19 protein-coding genes are annotated in these 22010 nt (G+C 63.0%); 13 read left to right on the top strand and 6 right to left on the bottom strand.

Going from position 1 to position 22010, the window contains the following annotated elements:
* Positions 1-31: 31 nt before the first annotated feature.
* Positions 32-1468, bottom strand: a complete 1437-nt coding sequence (locus tag J1C48_RS04275; RefSeq protein WP_207256472.1) for an alpha,alpha-trehalose-phosphate synthase (UDP-forming) — start codon at positions 1466-1468, stop codon at positions 32-34.
* A gap of 54 nt (positions 1469-1522) precedes the next feature.
* Positions 1523-2251 carry a trehalose-phosphatase gene (otsB, locus tag J1C48_RS04270; RefSeq protein WP_207256471.1) on the bottom strand — a complete coding sequence of 243 codons (729 nt, stop codon included), beginning with the start codon at positions 2249-2251 and terminating at the stop codon, positions 1523-1525.
* A 478-nt stretch (positions 2252-2729) separates the two neighbouring features.
* On the opposite strand from otsB, the gene leuC reads away from it, so the two are divergent.
* From leuC to J1C48_RS04255, 3 genes are read left to right on the top strand one after another with little or no spacing between them, the layout of a single operon-like run.
* Positions 2730-4169 carry a 3-isopropylmalate dehydratase large subunit gene (gene leuC, locus J1C48_RS04265; protein ID WP_207256470.1) on the top strand — a complete coding sequence of 480 codons (1440 nt, stop codon included), beginning with the start codon at positions 2730-2732 and terminating at the stop codon, positions 4167-4169.
* 2 nt (positions 4170-4171) lie between these two features.
* Positions 4172-5359 carry an AAA family ATPase gene (locus tag J1C48_RS04260; RefSeq protein ID WP_207256469.1) on the top strand — a complete coding sequence of 396 codons (1188 nt, stop codon included), beginning with the start codon at positions 4172-4174 and terminating at the stop codon, positions 5357-5359.
* On the top strand, positions 5356-5919 hold the full coding sequence (locus J1C48_RS04255; RefSeq protein ID WP_207256468.1) for a DUF4276 family protein: 564 nt from the start codon (positions 5356-5358) through the stop codon (positions 5917-5919). The genes J1C48_RS04260 and J1C48_RS04255 overlap by 4 nt, the downstream gene beginning before the upstream one ends.
* A 2-nt stretch (positions 5920-5921) precedes the next feature.
* On the opposite strand, the gene J1C48_RS04250 is transcribed toward J1C48_RS04255, so the two are convergent.
* Both J1C48_RS04250 and J1C48_RS04245 read right to left on the bottom strand, forming a co-directional pair.
* Complete coding sequence (locus tag J1C48_RS04250; RefSeq protein ID WP_343217680.1) at positions 5922-6827, bottom strand: sugar kinase; 906 nt, start codon at positions 6825-6827, stop codon at positions 5922-5924.
* Between the two features lie 220 nt (positions 6828-7047).
* Entirely contained in the window at positions 7048-7344 is a 297-nt protein-coding gene (locus J1C48_RS04245) for a hypothetical protein (protein ID WP_207256467.1), read from the bottom strand.
* A 217-nt stretch (positions 7345-7561) separates the two neighbouring features.
* Between J1C48_RS04245 and pabB the strand changes: the two genes are divergently transcribed.
* Positions 7562-8965, top strand: a complete 1404-nt coding sequence (gene pabB, locus J1C48_RS04240; protein ID WP_207256634.1) for an aminodeoxychorismate synthase component I — start codon at positions 7562-7564, stop codon at positions 8963-8965.
* Positions 8962-9558, top strand: a complete 597-nt coding sequence (locus J1C48_RS04235; protein ID WP_207256466.1) for a glutamine amidotransferase-related protein — start codon at positions 8962-8964, stop codon at positions 9556-9558. Before pabB ends, J1C48_RS04235 begins: the two co-directional genes overlap by 4 nt.
* A 251-nt stretch (positions 9559-9809) precedes the next feature.
* On the opposite strand, the gene J1C48_RS04230 is transcribed toward J1C48_RS04235, so the two are convergent.
* A complete protein-coding gene (locus J1C48_RS04230) occupies positions 9810-10223 on the bottom strand; it encodes a dihydrofolate reductase (protein ID WP_207256465.1) in 414 nt (137 codons plus the stop codon).
* A gap of 300 nt (positions 10224-10523) precedes the next feature.
* On the opposite strand from J1C48_RS04230, the gene J1C48_RS04225 reads away from it, so the two are divergent.
* From J1C48_RS04225 to J1C48_RS04195, 7 genes are all read left to right on the top strand, one after another.
* Positions 10524-10970, top strand: coding sequence for a MarR family winged helix-turn-helix transcriptional regulator (locus tag J1C48_RS04225; protein WP_231081567.1), 447 nt, complete (start codon positions 10524-10526; stop codon positions 10968-10970).
* Between the two features lie 200 nt (positions 10971-11170).
* On the top strand, positions 11171-12139 hold the full coding sequence (locus tag J1C48_RS04220) for an aldose epimerase family protein (RefSeq protein WP_207256464.1): 969 nt from the start codon (positions 11171-11173) through the stop codon (positions 12137-12139).
* Positions 12140-12283: 144 nt separating this feature from the next.
* Positions 12284-13930: an OpgD/OpgG family glucan biosynthesis protein gene (locus tag J1C48_RS04215; RefSeq protein ID WP_231081566.1), complete on the top strand. Its 1647-nt coding sequence runs from the start codon at positions 12284-12286 to the stop codon at positions 13928-13930.
* A gap of 61 nt (positions 13931-13991) precedes the next feature.
* Positions 13992-14258 carry a hypothetical protein gene (locus J1C48_RS04210; RefSeq protein WP_207256462.1) on the top strand — a complete coding sequence of 89 codons (267 nt, stop codon included), beginning with the start codon at positions 13992-13994 and terminating at the stop codon, positions 14256-14258.
* A 167-nt stretch (positions 14259-14425) separates the two neighbouring features.
* Entirely contained in the window at positions 14426-16225 is a 1800-nt protein-coding gene (mdoH, locus tag J1C48_RS04205) for a glucans biosynthesis glucosyltransferase MdoH (protein ID WP_231081565.1), read from the top strand.
* A 16-nt stretch (positions 16226-16241) separates the two neighbouring features.
* Complete coding sequence (locus J1C48_RS04200) at positions 16242-17483, top strand: OpgC family protein (protein WP_207256461.1); 1242 nt, start codon at positions 16242-16244, stop codon at positions 17481-17483.
* Between the two features lie 227 nt (positions 17484-17710).
* Positions 17711-19348, top strand: a complete 1638-nt coding sequence (locus J1C48_RS04195; protein WP_207256460.1) for an L-lactate MFS transporter — start codon at positions 17711-17713, stop codon at positions 19346-19348.
* A 154-nt stretch (positions 19349-19502) separates the two neighbouring features.
* Here J1C48_RS04195 and J1C48_RS04190 read toward each other — a convergent pair whose 3' ends face one another.
* Positions 19503-21002, bottom strand: a complete 1500-nt coding sequence (locus J1C48_RS04190; RefSeq protein ID WP_207256459.1) for a CoA-acylating methylmalonate-semialdehyde dehydrogenase — start codon at positions 21000-21002, stop codon at positions 19503-19505.
* A gap of 126 nt (positions 21003-21128) precedes the next feature.
* Here J1C48_RS04190 and J1C48_RS04185 point away from each other — a divergent pair, with 126 nt between their 5' ends.
* Positions 21129-22010, top strand: a complete 882-nt coding sequence (locus J1C48_RS04185) for a LysR family transcriptional regulator (protein WP_207256458.1) — start codon at positions 21129-21131, stop codon at positions 22008-22010.

The following is a 22010-nucleotide window of genomic DNA, read 5'->3' as shown; positions in this document are numbered from 1 at the left end:
GCGCCCTTGGAGCGATGTTGCCAGGTCGAATTCAAGAGGGGTGGGCTTCCGCCAGCGCCTCGCCAGCCGGCCCGTCCTCGTCGCGACCCGAGCGCTCCAGCCGGTCGAGGAAGCTGTCGCACCAATGGGCGGCCGTGCCGTGGAAGACCGCGTCGCGCATCGTCTCCCAGCGCCGGCGGCGCTCATCGAGCGGCATGGTCAGAGCCCGCTGGATGGCGCGCGCGACATCGTCGGTCGAATAGGGATTGACGATCAGCGCATCCGGCAGCTCGGCTTTGGCCCCGGCAAAGCGGGAAAGAATGAGCACGCCCGGATCGTCCGAATCCTGCGCCGCGATGTATTCCTTAGCCACGAGATTCATGCCGTCGCGCAGCGGTGTCACCAGGCAGGCCCGTGCGGCGCGATAGATCCCCGCCAAAGCCCGGCGGGTGAAACCCCGGGTCATGATCTGCAGCGGCGTCCAGTCGAGGGTAGCGAAGCGGCCGTTGATATGCCCGGCCAGTTCCTCCAGCTCCCGCCTCAGCTCGACATAGGCGCCGAGTTCCGACCGCGACAGCGGCGCGACCTGAAGAAACTGCACAGTGCCACGATTTTCCGGATATTCCTCGAGTAACCGCTCGAAGCCGCGAAACCGCTCCACCAACCCTTTGGAATAATCCATGCGGTCGACGCCAATGATCTGCAGCCGATCGCCGGCGATCTCGCGCACCATCTCCTCATGCTCGCCGGCCTCGGGCGAGACGGCGAAGCGGGCGTAACCCGGCGCGTCGATGCCGATCGGAAAGGTGTCGGCGACGATGATGCGATCGCCGACCTGCAGACGATGACCGGGCAGCTTCTGACCATTCAGCTCGCGGACGCAGAAATTGGCGAAGTTGCGCCGGTCGGTATCGGTCTGGAAGCCGATGACGTCGTAAGCGAGCATCGCCCGCACGATGTCGTGGCTTGAGGGCAGCGCGGTGAAGATTTCCGGCGAGCAGAACGGAATGTGCAGGAAGAAGCCGATCTTGCCCTTGAAGCCGCATTGGCGCAGCTCCGAGCCCATGTAGAAAAAGTGGTAGTCGTGCATCCAGACGAGGTCGCTGTCATCCAGCATCGGCGCCAGCCGCGCCGCGAACCGCTGATTGACCGAGCGGTAGATCCGGTCCGACTGACGATCGAATTCGGCGAGATCGAGCCGGTAGTGCAAGAGTGGCCAGAGCGAGCGGTTGGCATAGCCGTAGTAGAAGCCCTGTAGCTCCTCCTCGCTCATATCGATCGTCGCCATGGCGACGTTGCCCTCAACCTCCGTCGTCGCTTCACTGAACGTGCCTTTGGACGAGGTGTTGCCGCTCCAGCCGAACCACAAGCCGCCCCGCCGTTTCAGCGCATCAGACAAGCCGACGGCCAAACCGCCCGCCTTGCCTTCGTCGTTCAGCGGACCGACGCGATTCGACACGGCCACCAGCCGGCGATGCCCCTCAGCCATAATCTCCCTTTCTGCCCGTCCTGTCGGCCGCCTCGGACCAGCCGACCCTTTTTGTTATATCCCGCAGACGTCGAGCCAGTGATGGACATCTGCCACGTCGGCGAGCCGATACGGTGCAATGCTTTCCTTAACGCCGACTTTGATCGCGATGCCGCCGCTCTCGCTCACCTTTCGCAAGGCGAACTCGTCGGTGGTGTCGTCGCCGAGATAGACCGGAATGCGGCCCGCAAAGGGCGGTTCGGCCATGAAATCTTCAAGCGCCCGGCCCTTATCCATGCCCGACGGATGCACCTCGACAATGTTGTCGCCCGCCATGACGACGAGATCGTCGCGCCCCTTGGCTGCATCAGACATCACGCGTTTGGCAACCTCGGAAAGGTCCGGCGCGGTGCGATAGTGCAGCACCAGGGCCGTGCCCTTGTCTTCCAGCGCCAGGCGCCGGTTCTCTTCCAGGGTCGGTGCCAAGGCGTTCCGCACCGGGTCGAGCGCCTCGGACGTCATGAGCGATTCGATCGCGCCGCCAGGGCGGCGACGGCGCTCCAGGCCGTGCACGCCAGCCGCGGCAAAGTCCAACGGCGCCAGGAACCGGTCGAGGTCGGCGATCCTGCGACCGCTGACAATTGCCAGGGCTCCGGAGAGCCGTTCCTTGATCTCACGCAGCCGCTCGATCCGGTCGGCGGCCAACGCCACGGCGCTGGGATCGTCGACGAGTTCGACCAACGTGCCGTCGAAGTCGAGAAACAGCGCATGGGTCTTCGGATCGATCGCGGGGGCACGTTTCATCTGTCCGGGCAGGGCTCACTGGAGGGTTGGTTGGATTTCTCTCGATATAGGACACACGCTCGCGATTTGTATCGCAAACACACGTTCGATCGAACCGCGCGTCGTCGAATGACCGGCTTTTCTCGGGCCCGACAGCCCGCAGGATGGCGCCGCATCGAACCGCATGGGCCATCTGGAATGCTTCGATTGTCACGGCGGAGGCGAGTTGCTATTTTCGTCCGCGATGACCGGGTCTTTTAAAATTTGGCGGCGCGCCCGCTTGCGCCTCAGGCTGCCGACCAGCGAGAGCTTTGCCAAGCTCTCCGACCACGCGCGTCTGCCCGGTCGCTTCTTCTACCGCATCACGGTCGCCGGGGGTCGATAGACCCGCGCTGCAAAATGGCCGCGCGTCCGCCACGCCGGAATATTACGCTTCCCATTATCGTCTGCGAGAGGCACTCGTTCACGCAAACGAGCGGCCGTTTCGAAAGAAGGCTTCATGAGCAACGCAAGCCAAGCACCACGCACCCTGTACGACAAGATCTGGGACGCCCATCTGATCGAGACCCAGGAGGGCGGCTCGTCGCTGATCTATATCGACCGCCATCTCGTCCATGAGGTGACCAGCCCGCAGGCTTTCGAAGGCCTGCGGATCGCCGGCCGCAGGGTGCATCAGCCCAAGCGCACGCTGGCCGTCGTCGACCACAACGTCCCGACCTCGGCCGACCGGGTGAACGGCATCAAAAACGAGGAAAGCCGCATCCAGGTCGAGGCGCTCGCCAAGAACGCCGCCGATTTCGGCATCGAATATTTCGACGCTGCCGACAATCGCCAGGGCATTGTGCACATCATCGGTCCGGAACAGGGCTTTACCCTGCCCGGCATGACGATCGTCTGCGGCGACAGCCACACCTCCACCCATGGGGCGTTCGGCGCCCTTGCCCACGGCATCGGCACGTCGGAGGTCGAGCATGTGCTCGCCACCCAGACGCTGATCCAGTCGAAGGGCAAGAACATGCTGGTCGAGGTGGACGGGCCGATTCCCGAGGGCGTGACCGCCAAGGACATCATCCTCGCCATCATCGGCGAGATCGGCACGGCCGGTGGCACCGGCTATGTCATCGAATATGCTGGCGAAGCCATCCGCCAGCTGTCGATGGAAGGCCGCATGACCATCTGCAACATGTCGATCGAGGGCGGCGCCCGCGCCGGCCTGATCGCCCCGGACGAAACCACCTTCGCCTATATCGAGGACAAGCCCCGCGCGCCGAAGGGCGAAGAGTTCGAACGCGCCGTCGCCTATTGGAAAACGCTCGCCTCCGATCCCGGCGCCCATTACGACAAGGTGGTCAAGCTCGACGCCCGCAACCTGCCGCCGATCGTCACCTGGGGCTCCTCGCCCGAGGATGTCGTCTCGATCGACGGCGTGGTGCCCGATCCGACCGACATCGCTGACGAGAACACCCGCAAGTCGAAGCAGCGGGCGTTGGATTATATGGGTCTGACGCCGGGCACCAAGATGACCGACATCAGCATCGACCGCGTCTTCCTCGGCTCCTGCACCAACGGCCGGATCGAGGATCTGCGGGCCGCGGCCAAGATCATCGAGGGCCAAAAGGTCGCTGAGGGCGTGTCGGCAATGGTGGTGCCAGGTTCGGGCCTGGTGAAGCTTCAGGCCGAGGCCGAAGGTCTCGATCAAATCTTCAAGGCCGCCGGTTTCGACTGGCGTGAGGCCGGCTGCTCGATGTGCCTCGGCATGAACGAAGACCGGCTCGCCCCCTATGAGCGCTGCGCCTCGACCTCGAACCGCAACTTCGAGGGCCGGCAGGGCTCCAAGGGCCGCACCCACCTCGTCTCCCCCGCCATGGCGGCCGCCGCGGCCATCGCCGGCCGCTTTGTCGACATCCGCGAATTCGGCAAACGCGAAGCCGTGGTGTAGGGATGCGTATCGTCCGCATAAGGCTCAAAAACTTCAAGGCTTTCCAAGACGTCACCCTCAAGGACGTCGAGCCTTATGCGGTCTTCGTCGGCAAAAACGGCGTCGGAAAATCGACATTGTTCGATGTCTTCGGCTTTTTACGTGACTGTCTCAAAGAGAACGTCCGCCCCGCTTTGCAAAAGCGGGGCGGCTTTCGCGAGGTAGTCAGCCGAGGCCGTCGCAACGAAGAAATTCTGATCGAATTGACGCTGCGCATGCCGCTCGAGGGCATCGGCGATCGGACCGTCACCTACTCGGTCGCCATCGGCGAGGAAAATGGCGTCCCGGTCGTTGCAAAGGAAATTCTAAAATATACCCGTTATGGTGGCGGCAAGCCGTTCGAGTTCATTCACTTCGAGAACGGCGCAGGCTCTGCTATCACAAACGAGGTGGAAATCGGTTCGGAGCAAGCCGAGCGACGCGAGGAACAGAAACTCGACTCACCCGACATCCTTGCCATCAAAGGTCTCGGCCAGTTTCAACGCTTCGAGGCAGCAAGCACCTTTCGTAGCCTGATCGAAAATTGGCATGTGTCCGACTTTCATGTGCAAGCCGCGCGGGCAACCCGCGACGCCGGCTATGCGGAGCACCTCTCGGCCGAAGGCGACAACCTGGCGCTGGTGACGCAATATCTGTTTGAGCAGAACAAGCCGATCCTTGACCGCATTCTCGGCATCATGCGCGATCGCGTTCCAGGCATCGAGCAGGTCGAATCGCGGCAGATGGATGACGGCCGCGTGGTTCTTCGCTTTCAGGACGGCTCGTTCACCGACCCCTTCGTCGCCCGGTTCGTGTCCGATGGCACGATCAAGATGTTTGCCTATCTCGTGCTCCTGTACGACCCCTCACCGCATCCGCTACTCTGCGTCGAAGAGCCTGAAAACCAGCTTTATCCGGAACTGCTACAGGAGCTGTCCGAGGAGTTCGAAGGCTATTCGAAACGGGGCGGACAGGTTTTCGTGTCGACCCACTCGCCTGACTTCCTCAACGCCGTCGACTTGAAAAGCATCTACGTGCTTCAAAAAGCCGGAGGCTTCACGCAGGTGCACCGGGCGTTTGACGACGAGAATCTCAAGTCTCTTGTCGACGCTGGAGACAAGCCTGGTGAGCTGTGGCGACAAAACCTGCTGAGCCAGGTGTTCGGCAAATGACACGCGGAATTGTTTTTCTCGAAGAACAATCCGCCTTCTATCTTGCCGTAGCGGTCGCCCATCGACTGGGATTGTCCGAACACCTGATCTTCGTGGCCTATGAGGGCAAAGCTGATCTGGAGCGGAGCTTCGCGCGCAAAATCAAGGCATGGCGCAATCCGGCCGATGCGCGGTTCGTGGTCACGCGCGACAATGACGGCGGCGACTGCCACGCCCTGAAGCGGAGACTTTTCGATCGGATCGACGCCGATCTTCACGACCGCACAAAAATTCGGATTGTCATGCAGGAGTTGGAGTCCTGGTATCTCGGCGACCCAATGGCGCTTTCAGAATCTGGGCTTCTCGACGAGACGCAGGCCTCGAGATACAGCGCCAAACGGAAATATGCCGAGCCCGATCGCTTGACCAACGCCAAGCAAGAATTCGACAAATGGGTCGGGCACCGCGGCAAGATCGCCGCGGCACAATCCATCGGACCCCATCTTTATGAACACCGAAACTGCTCGCAAAGCTTTCGGCATTTCATCGATGCGCTGCGGTGGGCGGCTGCTGAGCGATAGCCTCACGCCACCAGCGCGCCATGACCGCTGACGACGTGGCAGGCCAGACGATGGCCGGCGCGCGTTGCTTCGGCCGGGCTGGCGCCGCCGAGGCGGGCGGCGAGATAGGCGGCGTTGAAGCTGTCGCCGGCGCCGGTGGTGTCGACCAACGCTTGCGGGGCGATCGACGGGACGTCGTCTTCCCCATCGGCGGAGACGACGAGGGCCGCGCCACCGCCGTCCTTGACCACCACCTCATCGACGCCGAGGCGGCGATAGCGCTCGGCCGTTGCCGCACGGCTCTCGTCGCCAAAGGTGTTCTGCTCGTCTTCAAAGCTCGGCAGGCAGAGCGTCGAGACTTGCGCCGCCGCCTCGACGGCGGCTTTGGCCGTGTCGAGATCCGGCCACAGACGCGGGCGGACATTCGGATCGAAGGCGACCATCTGCCCCTTGGCCCTGGCCCTTGCGAGATGAGAAAGCAGGCGGACGCGATCGGCCGGTGAAAGAATCGCCAAGGTGATGCCGGAGAAATAGAACGCATCGCCGATTGCGAAGGTTTCGGCGAGGTGCGCCTCGTCGGCGGCGAGCTGCTTGGCGGCCGCCATGTCCCGCCAATAGGAGAAGGAGCGCTCACCGTCTTTCAGGTGGATCATATAAAGCCCCGGCGCCGCGCCCGGGATACGGCGCACCGTATCGGTGCCAATCCCCGCCTGTTTGAAGAACGCCATCATCTCTTCGGAGATCCGGTCCGTCCCGAGCCCCGTCAGATAGGCGGCCTGCCAGCCGGCGGGCGCATGGCGAGCAAAGTGCCACAGTGTGTTAAAGGTGTCGCCGGCAAAACCCTGACGATAAAGACCCTCGCCGGCATTGGCGAGTTCGACCATGCATTCCCCGATCGCGACCAGGCGATGCGACTGCTCTGCGTTCACGCTTAAGGCTCCGTAGCTCTGCCAACTTGCAGATAACGATGCTTGGCGGCAGCATGTCGGCGCGAGGGGTCGAGGCCGCTGCCGCCAGGCATCGCGGCACTGCACTGGCGAGCCTCATACGGCCTGATATGGCCCTCTGTCCAACCCCGGTCAGGGCCAGTTGAGCACACCGCCCGCCTCGCGCATGGCCGCAGCGGTCGTTCGCGATCGACGTTCCGCCTCAGCGGCGCCCCGCCATGCAGCGGCGATAAGCCCGGTCACCGGCACGCGCGGAAAACTGCTGCTTCAAAACCCGCGCCCCAAAGCCATCCTCGCCGCGATCGACACGGTTCTCGTAGGAATTGGCGGCTGTCTGTCGCGCATATTCCCGGCAAAAACGCGGGCTACCCGGCGTATAGCGATTGGGCGAAATCGTCCCACCCTGAAATGGAGAGCCATTGGGATAGGGCGCCGGCCCGGTACAGGCGGCGAACCCCGCCAGACTGAGAATACAAGGGGCAAGAAACATCAAACGCATCGGCCGCTCCCGGATCAAGGCACAGTCCCTGCGTGAACCATCTGCATCAGTGCCGACCAAAGCCAAATGCGATCAATCAGATGTGTTGCAGCCAGATGTGTTGCGGCCAGGACGCCCGGTGGCGCGAACTGGCATTGCCCCTGCCATCGCGGGGCGACACAAGATCGCGCCGCGGCCAAGTTTGACGCCTGCGAAAAATCCTGTGCAATTCAACCCCATGCGGACCCGCGAGATTCCATTCCTGCCTCCTGAAGTCGCCGCCGAACGGCTGCGACCGCTCGGCCAACTCGCCTTTCTGGATAGCGCCATGGCGCATCCGACCCTTGGCCGTTACGCCTATATCGGCGTGGCGCCCTTCGCCGTCTTCACCGTCGACGCCGAGAGCGCCAAGCTCGACGGTCAGCGCCTTTCCGAACCGCCGCTGGCGGCACTGAAGGCGTTGCTTGCCCGCTATCGCACGCCGACCGCGCCTGAGCTACCACCGTTTCAGGGCGGCGCGATGGGAATGATCAGTTATGATTTTGCCCATCATCTCGAAGTCCTCGCCAAACCGGCCGATCTCGATCCGACCAAGCCAACGATCCGCCTTGGCCTCTACGACACGATTCTTGCCTTCGACCTGGCCGAGGCTCGCGCGATCCTGATTTCGACCGGCCATCCAGAGACGAGCGAGATGGCGCGCGGCAAACGGGCCGAGGCGCGCCTCGGCGACTTCGCCGCAGCCTTGGCGGCGCCAGCCGGCACATCTGCGCCGGCCGAACCGCTCGCCCGCCGGTTCGACTGGCACTCGAACTTTTTCGCGCCGGCCTATTGCGCTGGGATCGAACGGGTGCGCGAATACATTCTCGACGGCGACATCTTTCAGGCCAACATCGCCCAGACGTTTCGCTCGGCGCTCCCCAAGGCTTTCGACCCTTTCGCGCTCTATCTGCGTCTGCGGCAGACCAATGCGGCCCCCTTCGGCGCATTTTTCGACTTCGGCGACCTGCAGATCGCCTCGTCCTCGCCCGAGCGCTTTCTCCGCCTTGCCGATCGGCGCGTCGAGGCCCGGCCGATCAAGGGCACCGCCAAGCGATCAGCCGACGCGGCCGAGGACGCCCGGCTTGCCGCCGAGCTTCTCGCCTCAAAGAAGGATCGGGCCGAGAATGTGATGATCGTCGACCTCCTGCGCAACGACATCGCCCGGGTGTGCGAGGCCGAGAGCGTCGACGTGCCGGTGCTGTGCGGTCTCGAATCCTATGCGGCGGTCCACCATCTCACCTCGGTCGTCACCGGCCAGCTCGCCGCCGGCCACGACGCGACCGATTTGATTGCCGCCGCCTTTCCCGGCGGCTCGATCACCGGCGCGCCCAAAATCCGGGCGATGGACATCATCACCGAAATCGAAAACACCGCGCGCGGTCCCTATTGCGGCTCGCTCGGCTATGTCGGCTTCGATGGCGCGATGGATCTCAACATCGCGATCCGCACCGTCGTCTTTGAGGACGGCCAAGCGCGGCTTTCGGCCGGTGGCGGCATCACCGTGCTGTCCGATCCGACCGCCGAATACGAGGAGACCTTCACCAAGGCCACGCGCGTCTTCGCGGCCTTCGGCGCCGATGACGGGAGAGACCGCCCGTGAAGGTTTGCGTCATCGACAACTATGACAGCTTCGTCTTCAACGTTGCCCGCTATTTCGTCCGGCTCGGCGCCGAAACAACCGTCATCCGAAACGACGCAGTCACGGTCGCCACCATCGCCGCGGAGCCGCCCGATGCGATCGTCATCTCCCCGGGCCCCTGCGCTCCGATCGATGCGGGGATCTCGATCGCCCTCGTCAAAGCCCTATCCGGTCAAGTTCCAATCCTCGGCGTCTGCCTCGGCCATCAGGTGATCGGCGCGGTGTTCGGCGGCCATGTCACCCGCGCGATCCGGCCGATGCATGGCCGCGCCTCGCCGCTCCACCACGCCGGCAAACTGTTGTTCGAAGACATTTCGAACCACACGATGGTCGGGCGCTATCACTCGCTCATCGTCGAGGAAACCGCCACGATGCGAGACACCCTGTCGGTCGATGCCCGCTCGCCGGAGGGGGAGATCATGGCGCTCTCCCACCGCCATCACCCGACCTTCGGGGTCCAGTTCCACCCCGAGTCGATCCTGACCGAGGCTGGTGACCGGATGATCGCCAACTTTCTGGCCCTGGCGAAAGATTTTCATGACCGCCGCGGCTGATGCGATCCGGACAGATCGCGTCCATGCCGACATCACCCGCCGCTCGATCCTCGATCAGGCGGGCCGTCCCAGGCTCAAGATCGCAAAGCACGCAATCGACGCATGGAGACAATCGCCGGACGGTCGCTTTTCGTCACCACCAGCTTCCGCCTCGTCGCGTCCACCGTTGCCCTCGACGGCGTGCATCTGCCGGGCTGCGGCGCGGCGCGGCGCTTCCCGCGCACGCTTCGGCTGTCTGAGACGCCTTCGCTTCAGCGCCGGGTCACGGCCCCGCCGGCGAGCAGCCAGGCCGGGTTGAACCAGGTGTCGGCCTCCCCGTCATAAGGCAGCGTATTGATGTCCCAATGCCGGACATAGCGGGCATAGACATCCCAGACCGCCGGGCCGCCGCCGATATAGACGACGCGGCCGGGAAACCGCGACAGCACGTCTTCAGGGCGCTCCTTCGACCGAATGGTGACAATGGTGCGTTCGTCATGGGCAAAGTCGGGAAACGACGCGACGGTCTTCGGTCCGGCGATCAGCACATGGCCGCGGGTGATCTCGAAAAATCGCTCGACGTCCTCGATGAACGCCCGTTCCTGGCGCCCCTCCCAGGGCATCCCGCCCTGAAGACCGAGTTGGCCGCTACGGCCGATGGCGCAGATCACTCTGACATCCGTCAATTTCTTGCCTCCTGCATTTTATACGAGCATATATAAATATTAACTATTTTTAGGTGCAGACCGAAAAGGATTACTGTGATGACAATCGAAGTGCTGGGCGATTCGTCGCACCGTCCGAATGGGGATTGCCACCCACCTCGACAGCATGAATGCCAGAGAAAATTGGAATTTTTCCAAGAATCAGACGCCGACAATCGGTCTGTCCGGCGCGTTTAGTAAAGCATTTAAATGATGAGAACCGCTCGATCGCTCCATAAGCCAGACTCCGCTTTCACCCATATGGTCGTGGACAATGAAAGAATGCTCTCCAAATCCCCTCCCGTGATCGTCCCCTCGCTGCTCTCCATCGCGAAGTCGACGCGGGCGTTCCTGACGATCCTCCTCGCCGAGATCGATCTTCATCCCGGTCAGGATCAGCTGATCGACAGGCTGGAGATCGAAAATCCGGTCAATGTTTCGGCCTTGGCCGATCTGTTGGCCGTGCGCCCCTCGACCGTGTCGAAGATGCTCGACCGGCTGATCGAGCGCGGCCTCGTCTCCCGGTCGTCCAATGCCCGCGACGCACGCCGCACGATGGTGCATCTGACGCCACAGGGCCTTGAAACCCAGCAAAAGATCCGCGAAGTCTGGAGCAAGCTGGAGGCGGATCTGACCGCGGCCCTGAGCAGCGAGGAAATCGCCCTGCTCGACACCTCCCTCGATCGCGCCGAGGATATCCTGATCCAGCGCCTGCGCCGCTTGCGATAAGTTTGCGTGACGCTTCGCCTGTGCCCGACCACCTGATTGCCGTAACGCGAGCGCCCGACATCCCCGATCGATTTCGCTGAGCCTTCAAAAGAATTGCAGAGAATCGGCGGAAAAGACTCGGAATTCATCGACCTCGCCTTAAAATTCAGCCTCGACGCGCGATCAACGCGGCGACGCAGGCACCCGCCAGGGAACGGATCTTGGGCGACGACACGATTTTTGCGATCGATCACGACGGGATGACCGTCGAAATTGCCGCGATGGGCGCGTCGGTGAAAACACTCTCGCCCCGCGGCGCGTCGCATTCCATGATCCTCGGCCTCGCCGCCAACGATTACGGCCTGTCCAACACCGGTTATATCGGCGCCAGTGTCGGGCGCTTCGCCAATCGCATCGCACGCGGCCGATTCACCGTGGACGGCGAGACCTACAGCCTGCCGGTCAACGACGGTCTGAACCACCTGCATGGCGGTCCCCGCGGCTTTTCGCATCGGGTCTGGTCGCTGTCATCCCGGACCGATCGCGACGTCGTCCTCACCTTGCACTCTCCGGCGGGCGAGGAAGGCTATCCGGGCGCGCTCGACGCCACGGCGCGATTCAAGATCCTTTCCGGCGAAGAGTTCGAGATCGTCTACGAGGCGATAACCGACGCGCCGACCCTCGCCAATCTGACCGCCCATTTGTATTTCAATCTCGACGGAGCGGGCGATGCGCTCGGCCATCGCTTAAGCGTTGCCGCCGACGATTATCTGCCCGTCGACGACAGCCTGATCCCCACCGGCACCCTTGCACCGGTTGCACAGACGCCATTCGATTTTCGCGGGCTTCGCCCCCTTGCGGACCGCCCTGCGGTTCTCGATCATAATTTCTGCCTGGCCTCGACGCGGCACGGGGCCCCGCATCCTGCAGCATGGCTCGAAGCATCGGCAAGCGGCTGGGCGCTGGAGTTGGCGACCACTGAACCCGGCCTGCAGGTCTATGACGGCGCCAAACTCGATGGCTCCCAGAGCGACGCGGCGGGTCGTCCGATCCAAGCCCATGCGGGCCTTGCCCTCGAGCCGCAAGTCTGGCCCGACTCCCCCAACCACCCGAGTTTTCCCTCGGCAATTCTTCGACCAGGAGAAATCTACCGGACCATTTCCCGCTATCGGTTCATCCTCCATTCATGAGCAATCTGCGATATCGCATTGCAACGGGATGGGACGGTATTGGGCGAGCGGAATCTTTTTCGCTGCATCGCAACACGGCTATCCATACGTCTCATTTGTGGATACCGTTCCTTCCAACCACGACCGCCCGATCAGATGTCTCCCGTGAAAACAACGTGTAACGAGTCCCGACGTACGACCCTGAAGCTCGGCCTTGCCGCTGCGGCGAGCGCGGCATTTTCCGCCTCGATCCTGTCGACCGGCCGCGCCGCGGCACAGCAAAAGCAGCCGGCGCAGCCGCAAAATGCCGACGCCAACACTGCTGCCGCGCAGACTGTTGGCACCAAGCAGCAGCCCTTCACCTTTGATGCCCTGTCTGCTCGGATGCAGGCCAAGGCGAAGGAAGACTATAAGGCGCCGGAGTCATCCCTGCCGGACGTCGTCGCCAATTTGAACTACGATCAGCACCGCGCAATTCGCTATCGCCCGGAAAAGGCGTTGTGGCGCACGGAGCCGGTGGAGTTTCATCTCCAGGCCTTCTATCCGGGCTGGGTGTTCAAGGACACGACGACGATCTTCATCGGCACCGATGGCGTATTCCAGCAGCACGTCTTCGACGCCGCCGATTTTGAGTATCGGCCGCCACTCGATCCGAGCAAATTCCAGTCGCTGAAGCTGCCGGGCGTTGCGGGATTCCGCATTCACGCGCCGCTGCAGCGGCCGGACTATTTCGACGAGCTCGTCACCTTCCTCGGCGCCAGCTATTTCCGCGCGCTCGGCTCAGGCTCCCGCTACGGGCTGTCGGCCCGCGGCTTGGCGATCAATACCGCGACGTCGGAAGCGGAAGAGTTTCCGCGCTTCAACGCCTTCTATGTCGATCAGCCGACACCGGCTGATACCTCGATCCGACTGATGGCGGAACTCGACAGCCAGAGTCTGACAGGCGCCTACGAGTTCATCATCACCCCCGGCCACACGACGACGATCGACGTGACCTGCCGGCTGTTCCCGCGGGCCGAGATCAGCCGTCTCGGCATCGCGCCCCTAACGTCGATGTACACCTTCGGCGAGAACGACCACAGCGATCACGACGACTTTCGCCCAGAGGTGCATGACAGCGACGGACTGTTCATCATCCGCGCCTCCGGCGAGGAGATGTGGAGGCCGTTGAAAAACCCGAAGACGCTGGCATTGTCCTATTTCCAAGAGACCAGCCCGAAAGCTTTCGGCCTTTTGCAGCGCGATCGCGACTTCACCCACTATCAGGACACCGAAGCGCGCTACGATCTGCGCCCCTCGCTGATGATCGAGCCCCAGGGCGACTGGGGCAACGGGACCATCGAGTTGGTCGAAATTCCGACGGATTCAGAAGCCAACGACAACATCGCCGCGTTCTGGGTGCCGGCCGACAAACCGAAGGCCGGCGGCAAGCTGGAATATCGTTATCGGATGGACTGGGGCCTTAGAACCGAGAAGCCGACCCTGTTGGCGCGTGTTTCCGGAACCTATGTCGGGGTCGGAGGCAACGCCGCTCAGGCCAGCGAAAGTCCCAAGAGCCGGCGTTTCGCGATCAATTTCGAAGGCGGAGCGATTCATAACCTGCCGGCGGATGCCGAAATCGATCCCCAGATCGACATTCCCAAGAATGCTCGGCTGATCAATTCCAGCCTGTCGCGGCTTCCGGGCGGTGGATGGCGACTGTCGATCGAAATCGAACGTGAAGACTCTGAACCCGTCGAACTTCGTGTGAAACTTTCTATGTTGCAACGCATTGTAAGTGAGACATGGCTCTATCAGTGGACAAATAAATAGGTACGATATGACGACCCTCCCAAGCGATCGCTCCGTACGAAACGAAACCAACTGCGGCGCGATGATCGGCCGGGCCGATCTTTCCGACGACGCCCTTGTCGACGCTTTGAAAGCCCGGCTTGCATCCTGCAACCGGTCGGTGGACGACGCCGAATGTGTGCTCGAAGCGGCGATGGCCGGCGACGCAGAAGCGATTTCGCTGCTGCGTTCCGCGCCCGTGCCGGCGCCGAGTGTTAAGCTGGCGATGCCAATCCAAAGCCTGACCCGCGATGTCCGACGCCGCGGCTTTGGACTGGCCTCTCTGCGCTTATCATGGCACCGCGGCTGAGTTTTCTCGCCGTCCATCAAGCTTGGCTTCGGCGCGCACCAGACGGCGCCGAACGCCCCCGATGCAACAGCGTCCTCGACCTCTCGAAACGAGGTCCTATTTCCGATGAAAAGATCACTGTGAAACCGTCGTCTTCCCGGGCGACCGTTTTCGGCTGGGATATAGACATGTCGATGGCCGCGCGAAGACTTGCATTCATTTTGGCGGCGGTGGTGCTTGCCCTCATCGCCGCATGGCTCTTCTTTGTCGTCGTGACGGCAAACGGCATAACCTATTTGCATTTCGTGCAGATCGGACTGCTGTTGGTCTGCTGCCTCTGGCTGTCCTGGGGGTTCATCACCGCCCTCGTGGGGATTTTAAGCTCCGATCGCCAGCCTTCCCCGGAAAAACGCCCGGTACCGGCGACGAGCCGCACCGCGATCCTGATGCCGATCTATAACGAGGACGCGACCGCTGTCTTCGCGCGCGTCGCCGCGATGTATGAAGAGCTGCGTCAAACGCGCGATTTCCACCGCTTCGACGTCTACATTCTCAGCGACTCCACCAAGGCGGAGAACGTGACGGAAGAGCGGCGCACCTATGAGCTCCTGCTCGGCGAATTGTCCGCCGCCGGCCGCATCTATTATCGCAATCGCGAGAAGAATATCGGCCGCAAGGCCGGCAACATCGCTGATTTCGTCACCAATAGCGGTGGTGCTTACGACTACATGCTGATCCTCGACGCCGACAGCCTGATGCGCGCCGAAACGATCATTGAAATGGTCGGACGTATGGACGAGGAAGAGGATCTGGCGCTGCTGCAGAGCCAGCCTCTGATCATCGGTCGGCGCACCCCCTTTGGCCGCGCGCTGCAGTTTTCGGCCGCCCTGTTCTCGCCGATTTTCTCGCGCGGCATCGCCGGTCTTCAGGGTCATGAGGGTCCGTTCTGGGGCCACAATGCCATCATCCGCGTGCGCGCCTTCGCGGCGAGCTGCGGCCTGCCGACCTTGCCGGGCAAGCCGCCCTTCGGCGGTCACATTCTCAGCCATGACTATGTCGAGGCAGCGCTGCTCGCGCGCGCCGGCTACAAGGTCCGGGTCGACCCCGACCTTGAGGGTTCCTACGAAGAGGCACCAACCAACATCATTGAATATGCCAAGCGCGATCGCCGTTGGTGTCAGGGCAATCTGCAACACGCCCGCATTCTCGCCGCGCCCGGTCTGAAGATGTGGAGCCGGATCTCGCTTGTCGCCGGCATCATGGCTTATCTCGCCTCGCCGATCTGGCTGATGTTCCTGATCGTCAGCCTGCTTGATCCGGTGCTGGCGCCGGAGCCGAATTATTTCCCGGCCAATTCCCTGTTCCCGGTTTTCCCGCAACCGGAGACCAACAAGGCGCTGCTTCTGCTGTTCGGCATCTTCGTCCTGCTTCTGCTGCCAAAGACGCTGATCTCCCTCGGTTCGGCTTTTACCGAGCGGCGCAAAGACTTTGGCGGCGGTTTTGTGGTGCTGTTCGGCGCGTTTGTGGAACTGATCCTGACCAGTATTCTGGCGCCGATCATGATGATGTTCCAGTCAAAGGCGGTCTACGAGATCCTGATCGGTGCCGATGCCGGCTGGCCGTCGACCGATCGCGACGACGACTATATGCCGTTATCAACGGCCTTCAAGGCATCGTGGTGGATGGTGTTGAGCGGCGCGGTGGTGCTGTTTTCCACCTACACATACGCGCCGGACTTGATGCTTTGGACGCTGCCGATCGCTGTGCCACTCGTTACCGCGCCGCTGATGATCAGCCTCACCGGCAATCCGGCCCTTGGTGACATGCTGCGTTGGACCAGCCTGTTCACGACTCCGTTTGAGGAACACCCCGAACCGGTGATCCTTGCGAGCTCGCGGTGGCGTGAAAAGCTTTCTGAGCTCGTTTCGCAACCCCGCCCTCAGAAAGCCATGATGGAACAGTCTGAGGGATTGCCTGACCCCGCTTGAACTGGCGACGCACCCCATGAACATCGCTGCCTTGCCCCGCCCCACCCAGGGCCGTGACCACCGCGTCGATTTTTGGCGCGGCATCGCCTTGGTGATGATTTTCATCAATCACATCCCGGGCAATCTTTACGAGAACTTCACCTCGCGCAATTTCGGCTTTTCCGATGCCGCCGAGCTGTTCGTGTTTCTCGCCGGCTTTGCCTCGGCCTATGCCTATGGCCGGCTGTTTCTTGGCGGCCACCGGCTCGTCGCGACCCTGAAGGCCTGGCGCCGCGCCGGCGTGCTGTTCCTCGTCCAAGCGATGCTGACGCTGTTTGCGATCGGCATCTCCTGCTGGGGGGCGCTGGTGCTCGGCCAGGGCGAGCTGCTCACCCGCATCGGGCTCGCATCCTTCAACAGCGCGCCGATCGAGACGATGGTCGGCTTTGCCACCCTCGGCCATCAGCTCGGCTACGTGAACATCCTGCCGATGTATGCGGCGATGCTGTTCATGCTGCCGGCCCTGCTGTTCCTGGCCCGGATTGATCTCAGGCTGATGCTCGGCGGCTCGATCGCGGTCTGGCTGCTCGCCGGCATCTTCTCGATCGACATGCCGAACTACCCGCTGCCGGGCGGCTGGTTCTTCAACCCCTTCTCCTGGCAGCTGATCTTCGCCTTCGGCTTGTTCTGCGGCTTCCGCCGGATCGAGCGCGGCTATTCGGTCGCCTTCAAGCCTTGGCTGATGGCGCTGGCCGGCGTCTATGCGATGATCGCCTTCCTGACCGTCCGCTTCCAGCTGTGGTCCTGGTGGGGCGCCTTGCCGTTTCCGACTCTTCTGACCGGCTTCGACAAGACCTATGTCAGCCTGCCACGCCTGCTGCATGTGCTGGCCGTCGTCTACATCTTCGCCAACGCAGCCGCGGCTTCGCCGCTGGCGTCGATCCGCCGCGAAAATCCCTTCGCGATGCTCGGTCGCCACTCGCTCCCCGTCTTTGCCACGGGAACGGTGCTTTCGCTGTTTGCGCAGGTCTTTAAGTTCGATGCCCAGCCGCATTTCCTCTTCGACACCTTGATCATCGCCGCCGGCATCACCCTGCAATTTACGCTGGCTCGCTATCTCGACTGGTGGGGCGTAGCGCAAAAGGTTGCTCTCGGTGCAAAGGCGGAACGGCCGATCGATCCGACACGGGCCGCAGTTCCGGCCGAAAGCCGGCCGATGGCCGCGCGCGCCGGTATCTACGGCTCCCAGGTTTCGCCCAACAAAATCCTCGCGCGATAAGGCCGAGGCGGGCTAACGGCTTTCGTCGTACGGCCCGAAGCGTTCACCCGATCGAGGATCGTGCGGCAAATCCACGGCGCCGCGCAAAAGCGCTGATTGTGCCGCGCGGATTCGCTTAAAGTTGTCGCCGGCGATCGTTTCGCATTCGCCGTGACTATATTGTCATGTTATTGAATCCCTATAAGGCCGTGCAGGATTTGGGCGCGCACCCAGTGGGAGGGATAAAAATGGCAACAGTTGCAGCAGGATCGACGGCATCGGGAGGGTGGCTGTCGCGCGGGCATACGGTGGCGAAACCCAGCTTTAATCGCTGGATGGTCCCGCCGGCGGCCTTGTGTATTCACCTGTGCATCGGCATGGCCTACGGGTTTTCGGTGTTCTGGCTGCCGATGAGCCATATGGTCGCCGGCGCCGACGCAGCAGCTTGCCAGAATCTCAGCTTCTTCGCCGAGCTGACAACGACAAGTTGCAATTGGAGCATCCCGGCCGAAACCCACGTCTTCGAGACGTTTATCGCCGTGCTCGGCATCGCCGCCGCCATCTGGGGCGGCTGGCTGGAACATGCCGGCCCGCGCAAGGCCGGCCTCATCGCCGCGCTCTGCTGGGGCGGCGGCCTGATCATCGGCGGCATCGGCGTGTCGATGCATCAGCTTTGGCTGTTCTATCTCGGCTGCGGCCTGCTCGGCGGCGTCGGCCAAGGCCTCGGCTACATCACGCCGGTCTCGACCCTGATCAAATGGTTTCCTGATCGCCGCGGCCTGGCCACCGGCTTCGCCATCATGGGCTATGGCGGTGGCGCGATGATCGGCGCGCCTTTGGCGGTCTGGCTGATGGGCTATTTCGGCACCGAAGGGCAGCCCAATGCCGCGGCGGCGCTGATGGTGCTCGGCGTCATCTATCTGATCGTCATGTCGATCGGCGCTCTCGGCTTCCGCGTTCCTCCGACCGGATGGCTGCCGGAAGGTTGGGTGCCACCGAAGGACGCCGGCCGGGCGATGATCACCCATCGCCACGTGCATCTGAATCAGGCGACGAAGACGCCGCAGTTCTGGCTGATCTGGCTCGTTCTCTGTCTCAACGTCACCGCCGGTATCGGCGTGATTTCGATGGCCAGTCCGATGCTGCAGGATGTCTTCGGCACGAACCTTCTCAGCAACAACGGTGCCGGTCTTTCGGCAGACGCACAGAAAGCCGCCATCGTAGCGGCGGCGGCCGGTCTCGTCGGCCTGATCAGCTTGTTCAACAGCCTCGGGCGCATCTTCTGGGCCTCGCTGTCGGACAAGATCGGCCGCAAGAACACCTATTTCTGCTTCTTCGTCCTCGGCATCGTGCTCTACGTCCTGTTGCCGACCTGGGGTCACCTTTTAATCCCGGCGATGTTCGTCCTGTCGATCTGCGTCATTCTCTCGATGTATGGCGGCGGCTTCTCCACCGCGCCGGCCTATCTCGCCGATATCTTCGGCACCCAGATGGTCGGCGCGATTCACGGCCGGTTGCTCACCGCCTGGTCGGTGGCCGGCGTTCTCGGCCCGGTGCTGATCGCCAATATCCGGCAGTACCAGCTCGACAGCGGCATCGAGAAGGCACTGGTCTACGACCGCACGCTCTACATCATGGCCGGGCTTTTGCTCATCGGTCTCATCTGCAACGCGCTGGTGCGGCCGGTCGCCGAGCACCACCACATGAGCGGCGAGGAGCTGGCAAGGGAACGGGCGCTGCAGCATGACAATACCCCGGCCGCCAGCGCCAAGGCCGCGGCCCGTGGCGAGTTCGGCCTGCTCGGCGTTCTCGCCTGGGTCGGCATCGGCGTGCCGTTCCTGATCGGCGTGTGGATCGCGCTGGCCAAGGGCGCTGCGCTGTTCTGACGACCGGCCCGTCAAGCCAGGGCGTGAGGCTGCCCGCCGGGCGGCAGCATCGAGCACGAGCACCGGTGAACCGATCAAAAAAGGGGCGGCTCAAAGGCCGCCCCAGTTTTTGTCTTGCCTCATCGTGGCTTCAGTGCGCACAGGGGTGATCAGCCTACTTCATCGTCGGGATCGAAAACTCCGCGCCATCCTTGATGCCCGACGGCCAGCGGCTCGTGACCGTCTTGGTCCGGGTGTAGAAGCGGAAGCCGTCGGCGCCGTGCTGGTTGAGGTCGCCGAAGCCCGACGCCTTCCAACCGCCGAAGGTGTAGTAGCTGAGCGGCACCGGGATCGGCACGTTGATGCCGACCATGCCGATATTGATGCGGCTGGCGAAATCGCGGGCGGCGTCGCCGTCGCGGGTGAAGATCGCGACGCCGTTGCCATATTCGTGATTCATCGGCAGATCGAGCGCCGCTTCGTAATCCTTGGCGCGGGCGACCGACAGGACCGGACCGAAGATCTCGGTCTTATAGATGTCCATGTCCTTCGTGACGTTGTCGAACAGGCAGGCGCCGACGAAGAATCCGTCCTCATAGCCCTGCATCTTGAAGGTCCGGCCGTCGACGACGAGCTTGGCGCCCTCCTCGACACCCCGATCGACGAGGCCGAGGACGCGCTTTTGCGCCTCGCGAGTCACCAGCGGCCCGAAGTCGACGTCGTTGCCGGCCGTATAGGGTCCGATCTTCAGCGCTTCGACCTTGGGGACCAGCTTCTCGATCAGCCGGTCGGCGGTCTCCTCGCCCACCGGAACCGCAACCGACACCGCCATGCAGCGCTCGCCGGCCGCGCCGTAACCGGCGCCGATCAGCGCGTCGACCGCCTTGTCCATGTCGGCATCGGGCATGACGATCATGTGGTTCTTGGCGCCGCCGAAGCACTGGACGCGCTTGCCGTTGGCGCAGCCCCGCCCGTAAATGTATTTCGCGATCGCCGTCGAGCCGACGAAGCCGATGGCCGCGATGTCCGGATCGTCGAGGATCGCGTCGACCGCGCCCTTGTCGCCATTGACGACGTTCAAAATGCCGGCCGGAAGCCCGGCCTCCATCATCAGTTCGGCCAGCATCATCGGCACCGACGGATCACGCTCCGAGGGCTTCAGGATGAAGGCGTTGCCCGCGGCAATCGCCGGGCAGAACTTCCACATCGGGATCATCGCCGGGAAGTTGAACGGCGTGATGCCGGCGACGACGCCGAGCGGCTGGCGGATCGAATAGATGTCGATGCCGGGGCCGGCGCCCTCGGAGAATTCGCCCTTCATCATCTGCGGCGCGCCGATGCAGAACTCCGCGACTTCCAGACCGCGCTGCACGTCGCCCTTGGCGTCCGGGAAGGTCTTGCCGTGTTCCTTCGACAGCGCCTCGGCCAACTTGTCCATGTCGCGGTTGAGCAGATCGACGAACTTCATCATCACCCGGGCGCGGCGCTGCGGATTGGTCGCCGCCCAGGCCGGCTGCGCCGCCTTGGCGTTCTCCACCGCGGCGCGCAGCTCGTCGGCGCTGGCAAGCGCGACCTGCCCCTGCACCTCGCCCGTCGCCGGATTGAAGATCTCGGCGTTGCGGCCGCTTGTGCCGGCGACGTGCTTGCCGCCGATGAAATGACCGATGTCGTACATGGATGGACCTCCCTATTGTGTGCTGCATTCAGTTTCGCGCACAATGATGCGGTCATAAAGGTCTTGCGAAGCCCATCCATTGTGCGAAATTTATAGTCTTAACGGCTTCCTCGACGGGCTCTTGCGATGAATTGGGACGACATCCGCATCTTTCTATCGGTCACGCGCGCCGGCCAGATCCTGGCGGCGGCGCGGCGGCTCGATCTCAATCACGCCACGGTCGGCCGCCGGCTGTCGGCGCTGGAGGAGGATATCGGCGCGAAACTCTTCGAGCGCAGCCCGGGCGGCTGCGAACTCACCGAGGCGGGCCGGGTGTTTCGCGATCATGCCGAAGCGATGGAAGCGGCGATGACCGCCGGACGCGCGGAGGTCGGCGGGCGCGACGTGCAGCTCTCGGGAACGGTCCGGGTCGGGGCGCCGGACGGCTTTGGCACGGCCTTTCTCGCGCCACGGCTATGGCGATTTGCGGAAGGACATGGCGATCTCACGGTGCAGCTGGTGCCCGTGCCCCGCGCCTTCTCGCTGTCGCGTCACGAGGCCGACATCGCGATCACCATCGAGCGCCCCGCGACGGGCCGCCTCGTCGCGTCGAAACTAACCGACTACCGGCTTGGCTTTTATGCAAGCCCCGCCTATCTCGACGCGGCCGGCACGCCGGCAACGCTCGATGATCTCGGGCGTCACCGGCTGGTCGGGGCGGTGGACGATCTGCTCTATTCCCCGCAGCTCGCCTATCACGCCGACCTCCTGCACGCCTGGCCGTCGCGCTTCGAAGTCTCCAGCGCCATCGGCCAGACCGAGGCGGTCGCGGCCGGCGCCGGCATCGGCATTCTCCATCGCTTTCTCGCCAAGGGCCGAAGCGATCTTAAAGCCATCCTGCCGGCCCACAAGATGGAGCGCAGCTATTGGCTGGTCTATCACGAGAGCGCGCGCGACGTGCGCCGGGTCTCGGCGGTCGCCGACTTCATCCGCGCCGCCGTCGAGGAAGAGCGCAGTCTGTTTGGCTGA

It is taken from the genome of Jiella flava (assembly GCF_017349315.1).
GTDB lineage: Bacteria > Pseudomonadota > Alphaproteobacteria > Rhizobiales > Rhizobiaceae > Jiella > Jiella flava.
The sequence above is the reverse complement of the archived record's forward strand: the minus strand, read 5'-3'. Positions and strand labels throughout refer to the sequence as shown.